The sequence below is a fragment of the Rhodococcus aetherivorans genome (genome assembly GCF_011058165.1).
Classification (GTDB): Bacteria; Actinomycetota; Actinomycetes; order Mycobacteriales; family Mycobacteriaceae; genus Rhodococcus; species Rhodococcus aetherivorans.
This window is the reverse complement of sequence record NZ_JAALEG010000071.1, coordinates 1-15265: the sequence shown is the minus strand read 5'-3', so window position 1 is coordinate 15265 and position 15265 is coordinate 1. Positions and strand designations below refer to the sequence as shown.

Here is a 15265-nt window from a genome sequence, read left to right as displayed (position 1 = left end):
CGACGGGAAGAAACCGCAAAGTTGTTTGCCGATATGGCAAAGCGTGGGACATGGACGACCTCGACCGAGCGCTCGAGACGGTCGGGCCCCGGCTTCGCGCGCTGCGGCGCAAACGCGAGACCACGTTGGCCGATCTCTCGGCGGCGACGGGCATTTCAGTGAGCACCCTGTCCCGACTCGAGTCCGGCACCCGCCGACCGACGCGCGAACTGTTGCTGCCCCTGGCCCGCGTGCACGGGGTGATGCTCGACGAGCTGGTGGGCGCCCCACCGACCGGCGACCCGCGCATTCATCTGCGTCCGATCACTCGTCACGGCATGACCATGGTGCCGCTCACCCGGCGCGCCGGCGGCATCCAGGCGTACAAGCTGGTGATCCCCACCGACAGCGGCCGTGGGGAACCGGATCCCCAGACCCCTGAGGGCTACGAGTGGCTCTACGTCCGCAACGGACGGCTGCGACTCGTCCTGGGCGAGGACGACCTGGTTCTCGTGCCCGGGGAGGCGGCCGAGTTCGACACTCGCGTGCCGCATTGGTTCGGCGCCGCCGATGCCGCACCGGTCGAGTTCCCCAGCCTGTTCGGCAAGCAGGGCGAACGGGCGCACCTTCGTGCCCGACCGGCCTCGAAAATCATTCCGCACCAGACTGATCCGTAGCCGGGCACCCGGTGCGCCCCGCCCCGGCGGTGGGCCCGGAAGGGCCGACGGGCCACCGCCGAGTCCGTCGCGGCACCCTCCCCACTTTTCGAACCCCCCGCACCCCTGACTCACCATAAGGGGGAGTTATGACGATCAAGCCAACCCATGCATATGTGCGTACCTCTGCCTCTCCCGAGCAACGATTGGACCGATTGCTCGTAGCGTTTCGAGTTTCGCATCGCCTCACTAACCTCTTGAACTGGCATTACTATATTTAATTCATTTCATTTCATAATTATTTTCATTTCGTGATACGTACGGATAACCCGGATGAACACTCCGGAGTCCGATATCGGGCCCGCGAAGGCCCGGGCGGAACGCCCCCTCTCCTCGTGGGTGTGGCGGATGGTTTCGCTCGAGAAGCGACCGGGATGGAGTATTCGGTAAATTAATGTATTCCGTATGAATCCGATTCCGTAACCGTGTTTCGGCCCCTTCCCCCACCTGATAGATATGGCTGCAACCACTGCCCGAGACGAGGACTCCGTGAGCGAAGCGAGCACCGGCGAATCCCTACCCGACGAGCGCCCGAAGCCGGGACGACCGCGGAAGTACGCGTCCGCCGCCGACCGGGTCCGGGCCTACCGGGAACGGGAACGACAGAAGAGGGAGGCGGCCTCGCTGGCCGAGCCGACCACTCCCCCGGGCCCGGCCGAAGCAGCCACCAACCTGGCGTCCGCCGTCGCCGCACTCCGCACCCTGAGCGCGACGACGCTCGAGCAGTACAGCGCCGTCGCCGCGCAGATCACCGCCGCCGTCGACAAGCTCACCGACCCGGACGCGCTCGAGGCGCAGATGAACCGGACCACCACGGAGCTGGCGAAGGTGAAGGCGGACGCGGACGCCAGGATCGCCCGCCTGCGCGAGCAACTCGCCCAGGCGACCGAGGACCGCGACAACGCGGAGGCCGCCGTCGAGGCCGTCGACCGGGAGCTGGCGGACGCCCGCGCGGCGCACGACACCCGGATCCGGGAACTGGAGACCGCACATCGCGACGAGTCGACGCGAGCGGCCCAGGAGCACGCGGACACCCTGCGCGCCTGGCAGGAACGCATCGATGCCACCGCGGCCGCGCACGCCGCGGAGCTCGCCGAGTACCGGTCGACCGTCACCACCCAGCAACAGCAGCTCGCCCGGCTCGAATCGGAACTCGCGACCCTGCGTGACGATCTGGTGCACACCCGCGCCGCCGCGGAGAAAGAGGCAGCCACGGCCGCCGCGGCCACCGCCCGGCTCGACACCGATCTCACCGCGGAACGCGCCCGCGTCGAGAAGCTGCGCGGCGCCCTGGAAGAGGCCCGCATCGCGGCGGCGGCCGCCCAGGCCGCCGAGACCGCGGCCCGCGACCGGGGCGACGAACTTCGGGCCGAGATCGTCGACCTGCGCGGCGAGCGGGATCGGCTACGGGTCGACCTCACCGCGGCGCGCGCCGCAGCGGCCGAGTCCCGCCACGAGGCGGACACGACGCAGACGGCGCCGGCCGAGAGCTGACCGGGCGGCGGGATCCCCGACCCCGGCGGCGGCCGGACGCCCATGAAGGGCACGGGCTGCACCTCCGCCCGGGTGTGGCGCGCACGGCACCGGGGGTTGCGCGGCACGAGGGCCGCCCCCGCCTACCCTGTCACGGTGAACGAAACGCAGCCGCCCGCCGGGCCCACCGATCCGGGGGCCGGGGTGCAACACGACCGGCTCCGGTTGTTCTCGTTCGCGACGGCCGAGAAGCGGGCCGAATACCTCTGGGTGCTGCGTGCTTTCGACCTCGCCCGCGCCAACTACGTGGTGCTGCTGCACGCCGCCGAGGTCGCGGCGATCCTCGAGCGGACCGGCTCGGCGGATCCGGCGGCGGCGCTGTCGGCCCAGGACGTCGCACCGCTGCTCGAGCAGCTGCACGCCTGGGGTGTGCTCGAGCGCAGCTACGACGGCACCCGGGCGGCGTCGCTGGCCGAGTACCGCAACCGGCACTACGTGTATCAGTTCGGCCGGGCCGGTTATCACGCCTTCCGGGCCGTGGAGGATGTGCTGCGGGCGCGCGGCGAGGACGCGTCGCTGTCGCGTCTCGCGCTGGCGGATCTGCTGGCCGACCTGACCGAGCTGGCGGCGGCGAACGCGGCCGGGGACGGAGAGCTCATCTATCGCAAGCTGTCGCGGCTGGACACGACGTTGTCGGACATGGCCGAGCGGGCCGCGGGGTTCTATCTGATGCTCGGTGACCTGGTGCGCACCACCGAGGTCACGCCCGAGTCGTTCCTGGCGCACAAGGATGCGGTGCTGGCGCACATGCGCGAGTTCAGCACGGACCTGGCCCGCTACGCACCGAAGCTGGCGGCCGCGCTGGCACGGGTGCAGGAGACGGGGATCGACCGCATGCTGGGGTTCGCCGCCGCGCACGACGAGCGGGTGCTGCTGCCCGCACCCGAACGGCAGGCGGACTGGCGAGCCCGATGGCGCGGCCTCGAGCGGTGGTTCGTCGGCGCCGGGGACGTGCCGAGCGAGTCGGAGCGGTTGCGGGAGGGCACGATGAGCGCGATCGCGGCGGTGCTGGCGCTGCTGCGCCGGGTGACGGAGACCCGGCGCGGCGGGGTGAGCCGCGAGTCGCAGCTGCGGCACCTGGCCGGCTGGTTCGCGGCCGCGCCGAGCGAGGAGTCGGCGCACGCGCTGTTCGGAGCGGTGTTCGACCTGGGCCGCCCGCGTCACTTCTCCGCCGTGCATCCCGACCCGGAGACGATCCCGGTGACGACGTCGTGGTGGGAAGCGGCACCCGTCCCGATCGCCCGGACGCTGGCCGAGACCGGGCGCACCCCGTCGGCGGGGGCGCCGGCGCGGGTGCAGCGCAACGAATCCGGGATCCGGCGGTTGCGGGAGCGGCAGCTGGCGGCGCAGCGGGCGCGGGCCGAGGCGGCGCGATCCCTGGCGGCGGGCGGCGTGGACGAGCGGGAGTTGTCCGAGCCGGAGACCGAGGTGCTGTTGAGCCTGCTCGACGCGGCGCTGTCGGCGCGCGTTCCGGTCAGCGGCACCGTGCCGGGGGCGACGGGCACGCAGAACGGGGTGCGGCTGACGTTGAGCCCGGCCGCGGAGGGCACGGTGGTACGCACGGCGCGGGGCCGGCTGCATCTGGACGGGCTGCGGGTGAGCGTGCAGTGAGGGCCCGGCGGATCTCGCCGCTCGACCGGGATTCGTACCAGCGGGCGGCGCGCCTGATCCTGTCGCACCATCTGGTGACCGCGCAGTACCCGGACCGGGCCGCGCTGCCGCTGCTGCGCCGGTGGGCGACGGAGCTGCGGGAGGACCTGCTCGAGTTGTTCGGATACCGGCTGGAGGTGACCGAGACGACCGCGCGGTTGTTCACCGTCGCGGACCGGCTCGATCCCGGGGGCGGCGCGCGCACGGTCACCGACCGGCCCTTCGACCGTCGCCGGTACGCCTACCTGGCGCTGGCGCTGGCGGCGCTGGGACGCGCCGGCGGGCAGATCACGCTGTCGGAACTGGCCGAGCAGGTCGCGTCCGAGGCCGGCCAGGTGCCCGGGGTGGAGCTGGCCACCGAGCGTGCGACCGACCGGGACGCATTCGTCGACGCGGTGGCGTGGCTCGCCGCGCGGGGGGCGATAACGCTGGCGGACGGCGACGCCGGCGGCTGGGTGTCGGATCCGGACCGGGGTGAGGCGCTCTACGACATCGACCGGCCCGTGGTGGCGGCGCTGTTCCGGCCGCCGCGCGCGCTACAGCACCTGCGCTCGGTGCGGGGCCTGCTCGCCGCCGGTGACGGCCGCGACGGGGACCGGATCGCGGACACCGCCGAGGTGGCACGGCGGGTACGGCGGGCGCTGGTGCAGCGACCGGTGGTGTACGCCGAGGAACTCGACGACGACGCGCGGCTGCAGCTGGCGCTGCCACGGACGACCGCGGGGATCGAGCTGCTGACGGGGCTGGTGGCCGAGCGGCGCGCGGAGGGCGTCGCGCTGGTCGATTCGTCGGGGCGGATGTCGGATCTGCGGTTCCCGGGGGTGGGAACGGTTCCGCAGGTGGCGTTGTTGCTGGCCGGGGAGATCTGTGCGCGGGTGTCGGATCCGGAGTCGGTGCCGGTGCGGTTGCCGAGGCCGGCGGATGCGGAGGCGGAACTCGAGGCGGGACTGGACGCGGCGATTCCGGCGGCCGGGGTGTTCGCGTCGCTGGCCGGTGATGCCGGCGCCGGGCCGGCGGACACGACACCGGCGCAGCAGCCGGCGCCGACGCATCCGCTGGTCGAGGACAGCTGGCTGGCGGAGACGGCGGCGAAGCTGGTCGACGAGTTCGGCCGTACCTTCGCCGCGCAGTGGCAGGCCGACCCGGCGGGCCTGCTGGAGGCGGCGGTGACGTTGTTGCAGCGGCAACGGTTGGTGGCACGGGTGCCGGGCGGGGTGCTGGCGTTGCCGGCGCTGGCCCGGTTCCGGGGAGTGGTGGTGACGGTGCGCGAACGCGACCCGCGCCTCGCGCCGGCCGGTGAGGATTCGAACGAAGCGGAGATGTCGTGAGCAGTGCCCATTTCCGGCCGACACGTGCCGGGATCATCAATCTGTGGGACTACCGGGACCAGGAGTTCTCGTTCGCGGACGGCCGGCTGGTGCTGCGCGGGCCCAACGGGTCGGGCAAGACCAAGGCGCTCGAGGTGCTGTTCCCGTTCGTGTTCGACGGGCGTATCGAGCCGCGGCGGCTGAACCCGTTCGCCGGCGAGGAGCGCACGATGCGGTCCAACCTGCTGTACCAGGGGCAGGACAGCGCGTATTCGTATGTGTGGATGGAGTTCTGCCGCGGCCGCCGGGACGATCCGGAGGCGGTGACCGTGGGGGTCGGGATGCGGGCGGCGCGCGGCAACGACAAGGTCACGCGGTGGTATTTCGTCGTCGACGGCCGGGTCGGTGTGGACTTCTCGCTGCTGGATGCGGCCGATCGCCCGCTGACGCGACGGCAGCTGATCGAGGAGGTCGGGGCCGACGCGGTCACGGACCGGCCGGTGGACTACCGGGCGGCGATCGATGCGCGGTTGTTCGGGCTCGGGATCGAGCGGTACGACCAGCTGATCAACCTGATCCTGACGCTGCGCCGGCCGCAGCTGGCCAAGAACCTGGACCCGAAGGGGTTGTCGCAGGCGCTGACCGACGGGTTGCGGCCGCTGGACGAGCAGCTGGTGCTCGAGGCGGCGCGGTCGTTCGCCGACATGGAGGAGGTCTCGCGCGCGCTGGAGTCGCTGGCGGCGGCGGACGAGGCGGCGCAGCGGTTCGTCGCGGTGTATGCGACCTACCTGGGTCAGCAGGCCCGCGCCGACGTCGACCGGCTCGGGGCGCGGTTGGCGGCGGTCGAGGGCGGGAGTGCGGAGTGGACGGCGTCGATGACGGCGTTCGACCGGGCCGGCGTGGAGCGGGCGCAGGCCCACGAGCGGCTCGAGCTCGCGGAGCGGGACCTCGAGCAGGCCCGGGCGACTCTCGAGGCGCTGCAGCGGTCGAGCGCGTACGAGGGCAAGCAGCAGCTCGACGATCTGGCGCAGGTGGTGGCGGACCTCGAGCGCACCACGGCCGGGCAGGCGGAGCAGGCGCAGCGCGCGAGGGCGGAGCTGGCGCAGCGCGACGAGGAGGCGCGGCGGGCCGCGGCCGCGGCGACGGACGCGGCGGCCGCGGTGGGCCGCGCCGAGGACGCACTCGCCGCGGCGGCGCGGGATGCGGGTGTGGAGTGGGCGCCGCCGGCCGAGGACGCGCTGGGCGAGCAGATCGCGGTGACGGTGGCGGCGTGTGCGGAGGAGCGGGCCGCGGATGTGCGGGCGGTGCGGGCGGCGGTGGCGGCCGCGGAGGGCGCGGCGGCGGCGCGGGTGCGGGCCGAGACGACCGCCGAGCGGGGCCGGGCGCAGCTCGAGTCGGCCCGGGCGGCGGTGGCCACGGCGGACGCGGTGGTGGAGCTGGCCCGCGCGGAGGCGTCGAACCTGTTGCGGGAGTGGTGGGTCGGTCACCGGGACACGTGGTCGGTGCTCGGCCTGCCGGAGGAGCTGGTCGAGGCGCTGGCCGCGGCGATCGCGGCGGCCGGCGACGACGAGGCCGCGACGCCGGCGGCGGCGCTGGCCGAGCGCACGGCCCCGGTGGTCGAGGAGTTGCGGTTCCGCGGCCGCGGCCTGGAGGCGGAGATCACGCACGCGCGGGAGCGGATCGCGGTGTTGCGGGCCGAACGGGACCTGGTCGAGGCCGAGCGCGACGACGCTCCCCCGTCGTTCCCGATGCGGCCGACCGGGTCGTCGGACCCGTCGGGGGCGCCGCTGTGGCGGCTGGTGCGGTTCGCGGACGACGTGAGCGCGGAGGCGGCCGCGGGACTCGAGGCCGCGCTGGAGGCGGCGAACCTGCTGACGGGCTGGGTGTGCTGCGGTGCGGGGGACGTGCCCGCGGGGGCGGTCGCGCTGATGCCGGTGCCGCCGGCGCAGCGCCCCACCGGCCGGACGTTGGCCGACGTGCTGGTGGTGGAGCCGGACACCGGGGTGCCGGCCGAGCGGGTGCGGGCGGTGCTGGCGTCCGTCGCGGTGCGGGATGCGGTGACGGACGAGACCGGCCCGGCCGTCGACGAGCGGGGCGGCTACCGCCAGGGGGTGCAGCTGGGTCGGCACACGAAGGCGGAGGTCGAGTACATCGGGGCCACCGCGCGGGCCCGTCGCCGTCGCCTGCGGGTGACCGAGCTCGACGCGGAGATCGCCGCGGCGCAGAACCGGATGGCGGGCGCGGAGGCGGAGCGGGCGGAGCTCGACGGACGGCTCGCGCAGCTGGAGCGGGCCGCGGCGGCGGTGCCGCGCACCGGCGCGGTGCTGGCGGCGCTGCGGAAGGTCAGCGAGTGCGCGGGTGCGCTGCGCACTGCCGGGGAGGCGGCGGCCGCGGCGGACCGGGACCTCGATCAGGTGATCGCCGAGTGCGCCGTGAAGGAGCAGCGGGTGCGCTCGGTCGCGGCCCGGCACCGGGCGCCGCACACGGCCCGCGAGCTCGAGCATCTGGCGGCGGCGATCCGGTTCTTCGAGTCGCAGGGCCAGGCGGTGCTGCGGGCCCGGCGTGAGCACGTCGCCGCGGCCGAGCGGGCGCGGGAGGCGCAGGTGCGGCGCGACGACGCCCGGCTGGCGGCGGAGGAGTCCGCCGAGCGGGCGGTGACGGCCGAGGAGTCGCTGGGGCAGCAACAGCAGCGGCTGGGGACGCTGCGCGAGGCGTTGGGTGCCGACGCGCAGCAGATCGACGCGCAGCTCGCGCAGGCGCGCGAGCGGATCGAGGCGGCGCGGGTGGAGCAGCGCGCCGCGCGCCGCGCGCACGACGACGCGGTCGAGCGGCTCGGGAAGGCGGAGGCGGCGCACGTCGCGGCGGAGCAGGCGCTGCGGTCGGCGCTGACCGAGACGCGGGCCGACGCCGCACAGCTGGCGCCGTATGCGCGGCCGGATGTGCTGTCGCTGCTGGGAATCTCGGAGGAGCTGCGGTGGCCGTCGGCGGCGGCGTGGCCGGCGCCGGAGCAGGTGGTGGACCGGCTCGCCCGGGCGGGCGGGGACGTGCCTGCGGTGCCCGCGGAGGTGGGGGCGCTGTACGCGGCGCTGGCGGCGGCGACGGCGACGATCAAGGGCGGGGACGGTGCCCGCAAGGCGGCCCGGTCGGCGTTGACGTCGGCGTTGCAGGAGTTCGACGGGCAGCTCGCGGCGGCCGGTCAGGACTATCGGCTGCAGTGGGACGCGCCGGACGGGTTGACGGTGGTGCGGGTGCAGGACGAGCAGGGGTTTTCGTCGGTGGCGGAGTTCGCGGTGCGGATCTCGGCGGCGCGGCGGGATCAGGAGCTGCTGCTGACCGACGCGGAGCGGCGCATCCTCGAGGATGCGCTGCTGGCGGGGCTGGCGCAGCAGATCCACGAGCGCACCGAGGACGCGCGGGATCTCATTGCCCGGATGGGGGCGGAGATGCGGCAGCGGCGCATGTCGTCCGGTACGACGGTGGGGGTGCGGTGGGTGCCGGCCGATCATCTCGACGATCAGGCGCGGGCGGTGTGCCGGCTGCTGGACCGGGAGGTCTCGACGCTGGGGCCGGCGGAGCTGGCGAGCGTCCGGGCGCATTTCGCGGCGCGGATCCGGGCGGAGCGGGCGGCGCATCCGGAGCGGTCGTATCCGGAGATCCTGGCGACGACGCTGGATTACCGGCGGTGGCGGGTGTTCGCGTTCGGGTTGATCGGGGCGGACGGCGCGGAGGATCGGCTGACGGTGGCGCGGCATTCGGCGTTGTCGGGGGGTGAGCAGTCGGTGTCGCTGCATCTGCCGTTGTTCGCGGCGGCGCATGTGATGCTGGATTCGGCGGATCCGCAGGCGCCGCGGCTGCTGGCGCTGGACGAGGCGTTCGCCGGGGTGGACGACAACGGCCGGGCGGAGCTGCTCGGGTTGAGCGTGCAGTTCGACCTGGATCTGTTCATGACGGGCTACGACCTGTGGATCACGTATGCCGGGGTGCCGGCGTGTGCGCACTACGATCTGGCGCATTCGGTGGCCGAGCACACGGTCGGGGCGACGTTGCTGGTGTGGTCGGAGGGCGGGTTGCTCGCCGAGCACGACGGGTCGGATCTGGCGGCGGCGCTGGGGTCGCCGGGCACGCGGCGGGTGCCGGCGCCGGTGGAGGGGGCGCTCGAGTTCGCGTAGGGGTGCGGGCGCTCCCCTACCGGATCGATGCGGGAGTCGGTGTATCCACCTCTGCTCGGATACGCCGGGCGGCGGGTCCTGTCTCTGGGCTGCGTGAGCGGTTCAGCCAGGGAAGTGGCCTCGTTTTCGGCTTTTTTTGAATGTTCCGCTGTGGTCGGATTTTGCCGGTGACGTTGTGTCGCGTCGCGGACCGGTGGCCCGCCGACACCCAAGTCGGGGCTCCCGACTGCGGCAGATACCGGAGGAGCACCGGGCCGGATTCGGAGAATTTTGTCGCTACCGGGCGCCGGCGCTGCACGCTCTCGAATCAAAGGCGACGGGCACACCGAAGAGCTGCCCGGTCGGTACGCATTGACACGCCTGTCCGCACTCACCGGGATGCACGGTGACAGGCGTGTGATCGACTCAGACACATTGGCACACAATGGCTTCCGAAGACGGAATACGGGCCGCACCGGACTCTCGAGAATTCGTCCTGCCGGTCGTGCAGGACCGATCCACCGGCGCCCAAGGGCCGCGAGTAACGCGCTCGGTGGGCAGGGGCCGCTGACGGAACCAGTGGCACCGCTCTCCCCGGAAAGATCGACCAGTGTCGATCGCCGAACATGAAGCCAAGATGTACCGGTTGTGCGGCGCGACGTCGTGTATCGCGGATGACCAGGAAGAACACTTGACGGCAGCGGTACACAGCGACGACGGCCGGCACTCTTGTGCATTGCTCAGTGTCGATACGTCACACCGGAATTGTCACCTCGGTTCGCAAGACGGCGCTGCAATCTGCGTTCCATTTCGCGGAGTTCGGCAAGGCGCGCTCGACCGCTCGCCGTTTGGTCGTAGCCTTGCTTCTTTTCGTCTCGAATGCGCAACTGCACCGATGCGAGAAGTCGTCGGTCGTCCGTCGGATCGGGTATCGCCGCATTCCCCGTAGTCTTCGTTTTCCTCGTCGGCTTCTTCTTGGGTGTCGTGCCGGTGGTCGCCGGCACCTTGGCGGTACGCATGGCCTCGGGTTGACTTGAACGAGACTTCTCAGCGCTCTTGCCGGACTTCTTCTTCGACGGTTGCCGACGCACATTGTTGAGCGCGGTACGTGCCTTCGCAGCGGATCTGCGGTGCTGTTCCTCTTCCGGGCTGTCCGAAGCGAAGGAACCACTGAGCGGACGCAGCCCCTTGGAGGCCAGGTACTTCTCCGCTGTAGCGATGGTGCGTTCGTGCTTGACACAACGTTTGCAACGTTTGGGATCGGATCCGGCAACAGCGTTCGGTGAACCGCACCAACTGCACTTCGCGGGCCGCGCTCGCGGTGCACTTTTTCGAGGTGCATCCGGATCGACGACGGCACTCTTGATGTCTCGGGCACCCCACACGGGCGTACGTGCTTTGCTCGCGGGAGCACCGGTATGCAAATGGACCCCTGCTCGGCGCGCACGGACCATCTTGACCTCCGAACTCCGTCGAACACGCATGCAGTTCACCGCAAACTACATGATGCTGACCAGACAACCGCGTAGACCGCTCCAGTGCAGTCGCTGCATCCAACTAGCATGACCGCGTCAAGCCATCAGAGGCGGCAGGTGCAACGCTGCCTCGCCGCCCTCGCCCAGCTCCGTCTCATCTCCCGCGGCGACCAGCAGCGCGTCGCCGCCACCATCGCTCGCGAAGACCGTCGCCCCACCTGCTACAACCTGACGATGCGGCGGGGCAACACATCGTCACCCCGCTCCCGCGCACGGGGTGACAAGTGTGCACCCGACGGGGTGACAGCCGAGCGGCCACGGGGTGACACGCATGTCACCCGAACCGTCCTTGAACCAAGAGCTGAACCTGCTGCGTCGCGCCCGACGCCTCCCGCCCGCGCCGCGAAGGCGGCGCGGGCGGCAGCATCATCCGCAGGTCGAGAAACTGGCCGTGGCGTGCCGCCGGGCCGGTCTCACCGCCCGGTTCGACACCCTCACCGCGGAGAAGGCCTCGATGATCGCGCACGCGGTCGACGTCCACGGCATCGACGCGCTCGTGCGCGCGGCACTCGAACGCCATCGACCACAAGATCCCGCCCGCTCGGCGGCAGCGTGGATCCCGACCTGGCAGGAACTGCGTCCGCCGCGGCCGAAACTTCCACCCACCTGCGGCAACTGCGACGACTACGGCTGGCGACCTGACGACGAACTCGGCAGAGCAGTTCGCTGCCCGTGCCGCCGCACCGGATTCGAGTGGCCGGAAGCACCCATCGGGGTGCCGAGCGCTCGCAGGCGGGCCGATCCTCGCGCTGCCCACGACCGCACTCACCGGACGCTGTATGCGAGTAGTGCATGACTCGGACGGGTGCTTATTCGTCGTGGTCGGTCCGATGGATCCGGCGACGGGTCGCAACGACGACTCGGGCATGGGGTTCGTCCGCGAGCCTCACCGCCAGGGTTCTCTCGGCGAGTCCCGGTGGGAGCGCGGCGGAGAACTTCAGTCCGGCCACGGCGCTCTGCGCGACGTGCGGGAGGGCCCAACGAGGGTCGGCCAGGGCCGCACTCACATCGGCCGGCGCAATGTTCGTAAGGAGACGCAACGACTTCTCGGCGACCCGCTGACGGGGATCGACCAGCGCCGGAAGCGATGCTTGTAGGGTGCGGTTGGCGGCGGTGCCGGCCCAGGTCCACCACCGTCCGGAGCCTTCCGACGGCGTTGTGAGCACGGAGGCATCCGGATCGACGCTGTCGGCGTAGCCCTCCCGTAGTTCCGCAAGCACCGTATCCGCGCGTCGGGTCAGGGTCACTCCTGCAGGTGCGGCGCCGAGCAGCACTGCGCGCATGCCCTGTGTGATGTGGTAGGACAGCCCGCCGCCGGTGCCGGACCACTTGGCCTTCCCCCCGCCATCCACGGGTTCGACGAAACACCGGCGCCGTTGCCAATCGATATGAGTCACCATCCACGAGCGACCACCGAGCAACAGTACGCGGGGGCCATCGACCTCTTCGACCAGCAGATCGGTGCCCACGGTGCCGACTTCATTGCGTCCGGCCAGCACGGCGAATTCGGGCGGGGCGCTGAAGACTGCCGTCAGGTCGGAGAAGTATCGCCGTCCGAATCGGCGCTCGGCCTCGGGTCCGATGTGCAGGAAGCTCCCGTCGCGCTCGAAGAAGCCCTGCGCGCAGAGGAACGCCATGATCTCGTCGGCGTGCTCGTCGAAGATGGGCAGAGAACCCCACCACTGCCGCCAACTCTTCTCCCCGAGTCGGTGTTCCTGCAGGCACAGCGCCAGCATCTGCTGCGCAGCAATATGCCGCGGGGATGGGGGTGGGACAATCGGCTCCACCCATCCGCGCGACCAGCATTCGAGCATGCCCAGGGTGCGCAGCACCTGTTCGTCGTCGATGCCGAGGAACAGACAGTTGCGGACGCTGCCCGGGCGGCGGCCAGTGCGCCCGAGACGCTGCAGGAACGACGCGACGGTGCGAGGCGAACCGATCTGGATGACGCGGTCGAGGTCGCCGACGTCGATGCCGAGTTCGAGGGTGGAGGTCGCGACGATCACCGTGTCCCGCGCCTCGGCGAACGCCGCTTCGGATCGGCGTCGCTCGGCAGCAGAGAGCGACGAGTGCGACAGGAAGGTGGTCACTCCCCGCTCCCGCAGGGCCCCACCGAGTTCTTCGGCGCGGCGTCGCGAGTCGACGAACACCAAGCGCTTCTCCCCTTGGTGCAGGGCGGCGATGACCTTGGCGGCGTTGTCGATCGAGCCGACGTAGTCGACGGTGACCTCGGGTGGCGTGGCCGCAGCGGGAACTGCGGGGTCGACAACTCGACAAGGACGTCCCGGAGTCCCACCCTGCAACCATTGCAATAGCTCGTCGGGATTACCGACCGTCGCCGACAACCCGATTCGTTGCAGGGGACGGCCGGCGATGCGCGCGAGCCGTTCCAGCACGGCGAGGAGGTGCCAGCCCCGGTCGTCGCCGGCAAACGCATGTACCTCATCGACGACGACGGCTCGTAGCCCTGCGAACAGCACCCGCGGGTCGACCTTCGTGGAGACAAGCATCGCTTCGAGCGATTCGGGGGTAGTGAGCAGGAGGTCGGGGCGCTCGCGAAGGATTCTCTGCCGCGCGGACTGCCCGACGTCGCCGTGCCACACTTCGGCGGTGCGACCGAGCCATTGCGCGTAGCTGTGCAGGCGTGGTTGGAGGTTGTTGAGCAGCGCCCGCAGTGGGCAGACGTAAAGCACCGATGTGCCCTGCCAGTCGTGCTCGGCCATGGCCGAGAGCAGCGGGAAGGCGACGGCCTCGGTCTTGCCACCTGCAGTGGGGGCGAGCACGAGGGCGTCATCGCCGGCCAGGATCGGAGCGACCGCTGCTGCCTGAGTGGGACGCAACCCGTCCCAACGGAGCGTGTTGACGAGGTGGTACTGGATTCCTGGATGAAGAAGGCCGAAGGCGTCGTCGGTCACGAATCATCCTGCTCGGTCACACTGCGGTCGGACACCTCGTCGATCATTCGCCGTTGAATGACTCGGGGCAACTTCATCGTCGATCAATGCCGTGCTGTCCCGGTGCCGCATCACGCACCGTACGAGTCACGGGCGGGGCTGACGTAGAGCCGAGCCCCGCGCGGCTTCCGCAATCCGACACTGCGACCGCCGGACAACGGGAGGAGAAACCCACATCCTCAACCTGGCGGATGCTCGTTGTCCCGAACCCTACTACTGAGGGGGTCCACGCTTCCAACGTTCGATCTGACCGTATTGCGCGATACCATCACGGAGTGAAAGAACGGCTCGGCCGCCTGTGGAGCTTGCGGCGTAGGGTGGGCAGTCGCTCCTCGGCTGAACCTGGCGCGCGTGACGAAAATACCGATACAACGACGTCGAGTGAATCGGTCACAGTAGCGCCGCCGGTCAGCACACGGATCAACACCACTCACCCGCTCGAAGATCGGACGATTTCCGAGAATCCACTCTTCGAATTCGACCGTGAACTCGAGCAGCACCAAATCGTCGAGAACATGCTGACCGAGCGTATACGGACGCTCCAAGCAAGGATGGTTGAGTGCCGCGACGGGGGTGACTTGTCGGTGGATTACCAGCGCTACCACAGCCAAGTCCGGCGGCTGGAGGAGCAGCTGGCCGACCTGGCAAACAGCCGCCGCCGGTACGTCGCAGACCGCGATCGCCTCGCTGCGTGGGGCCCAACCGACGACTGGGTAGTCGCCGGATCAATCGTAACGATCCAGTACTTGGACGGCCATCGCGACACATTCGTGCTCACCGAACGGCCACTCGACACTGAGTACGAGACCGTCTCTTACGAGTCACCGATTGGTAGCGCAGTCAAGCGCCGCAAGGTCGGTGACAAGGTGTCACTACCAGCGGGAGCGCAGCTGACCATTGTTGGGATTTCCCCCGGATTTCGGGTTGATCCACACACCGACCGCACTCAATTCCTCCAATCCGAGGCGCCGGGCGGGTGCGTTCAGCGCATGGCTACGCAGCCCGTGCCCACCGCCAGTGAGGCTGACCAATTGATCGGAGGACAACGATGCAGCGACAAGACCTATCGCGATGACCTCTATCGCAGACGGACCGCTCCGAACGTTCGACGAATCAACGAGTATGTCGACCTGCTGAGATCGCAGCGTCCCGGTGCATTTATTCCTTACATTGCACCGACATACGGCGGTGTGCATGCCCAGTTGCTCACGCTCATGCAGGACCCGGGTCCAAAGACCGACTCGGCCAATCACAACGGATCAGGGATGATTTGTCTGGAGAACGCCGATCTGACGGCGGCCCGGCAGAAGTACTTTTGGTTGCGTCCATCAGGATGGTGTACGAGCCGGATCGGATCCCGATGACCGGCGTGTCGTAACCGAACGAAAGACGGTCACCGCGTGATTCTTCGAGAGAGCTACCAACTCGACTCGACGAAAGAGC

Annotated in this window: 9 protein-coding genes; 6 read left to right on the top strand and 3 right to left on the bottom strand. The window is 70.5% G+C overall.

Translation table 11 applies throughout. The annotated features are described in order from the left end of the window. Nucleotides 1–50 precede the first annotated feature (50 nt). From G6039_RS22710 to G6039_RS22690, 5 genes are all read left to right on the top strand, one after another. On the top strand, nucleotides 51–656 hold the full coding sequence (locus tag G6039_RS22710; RefSeq protein ID WP_043801849.1) for a helix-turn-helix domain-containing protein: 606 nt from the start codon (nucleotides 51–53) through the stop codon (nucleotides 654–656). Between the two features lie 528 nt (nucleotides 657–1184). Beyond that, nucleotides 1185–2189 (top strand): hypothetical protein, encoded by a 1005-nt coding sequence (locus G6039_RS22705; protein ID WP_029543728.1) that lies wholly within the window; start codon nucleotides 1185–1187, stop codon nucleotides 2187–2189. 183 nt (nucleotides 2190–2372) lie between these two features. Beyond that, the gene (locus G6039_RS22700; RefSeq protein ID WP_006939368.1) at nucleotides 2373–3839 is read left to right on the top strand and encodes a TIGR02677 family protein; all 1467 of its coding nucleotides are present in this window, start codon (nucleotides 2373–2375) and stop codon (nucleotides 3837–3839) included. Further along, entirely contained in the window at nucleotides 3836–5206 is a 1371-nt protein-coding gene (locus G6039_RS22695) for a DUF2398 family protein (RefSeq protein ID WP_029543726.1), read from the top strand. The genes G6039_RS22700 and G6039_RS22695 overlap by 4 nt, the downstream gene beginning before the upstream one ends. After that, the gene (locus G6039_RS22690) at nucleotides 5203–9354 is read left to right on the top strand and encodes a TIGR02680 family protein (protein ID WP_164528119.1); all 4152 of its coding nucleotides are present in this window, start codon (nucleotides 5203–5205) and stop codon (nucleotides 9352–9354) included. The genes G6039_RS22695 and G6039_RS22690 overlap by 4 nt, the downstream gene beginning before the upstream one ends. 719 nt (nucleotides 9355–10073) lie before the next feature. Here the strand turns inward: G6039_RS22690 and G6039_RS22685 are convergent. From G6039_RS22685 to G6039_RS22675, 3 genes are all read right to left on the bottom strand, one after another. Continuing rightward, the gene (locus G6039_RS22685; protein ID WP_152103844.1) at nucleotides 10074–10718 is read right to left on the bottom strand and encodes a hypothetical protein; all 645 of its coding nucleotides are present in this window, start codon (nucleotides 10716–10718) and stop codon (nucleotides 10074–10076) included. 424 nt (nucleotides 10719–11142) lie between these two features. After that, the gene (locus G6039_RS22680) at nucleotides 11143–11388 is read right to left on the bottom strand and encodes a hypothetical protein (RefSeq protein WP_029543723.1); all 246 of its coding nucleotides are present in this window, start codon (nucleotides 11386–11388) and stop codon (nucleotides 11143–11145) included. 289 nt (nucleotides 11389–11677) lie between these two features. After that, nucleotides 11678–13783: a DEAD/DEAH box helicase gene (locus G6039_RS22675; RefSeq protein WP_029543721.1), complete on the bottom strand. Its 2106-nt coding sequence runs from the start codon at nucleotides 13781–13783 to the stop codon at nucleotides 11678–11680. Between the two features lie 314 nt (nucleotides 13784–14097). Between G6039_RS22675 and G6039_RS22670 the strand changes: the two genes are divergently transcribed. After that, entirely contained in the window at nucleotides 14098–15186 is a 1089-nt protein-coding gene (locus G6039_RS22670; RefSeq protein WP_255326701.1) for a GreA/GreB family elongation factor, read from the top strand. Nucleotides 15187–15265 lie beyond the last annotated feature (79 nt).

What these genes read in the sequence shown, in the direction of transcription:
- G6039_RS22710 (WP_043801849.1), top strand. Translation starts at nt 51, where the DNA reads ATGGACGACCTCGACCGAGCGCTCGAGACGGTCGGGCCCCGGCTTCGC.
- G6039_RS22680 (WP_029543723.1), bottom strand. Translation starts at nt 11,388, where the DNA reads ATGGCGTTCGAGTGCCGCGCGCACGAGCGCGTCGATGCCGTGGACGTC.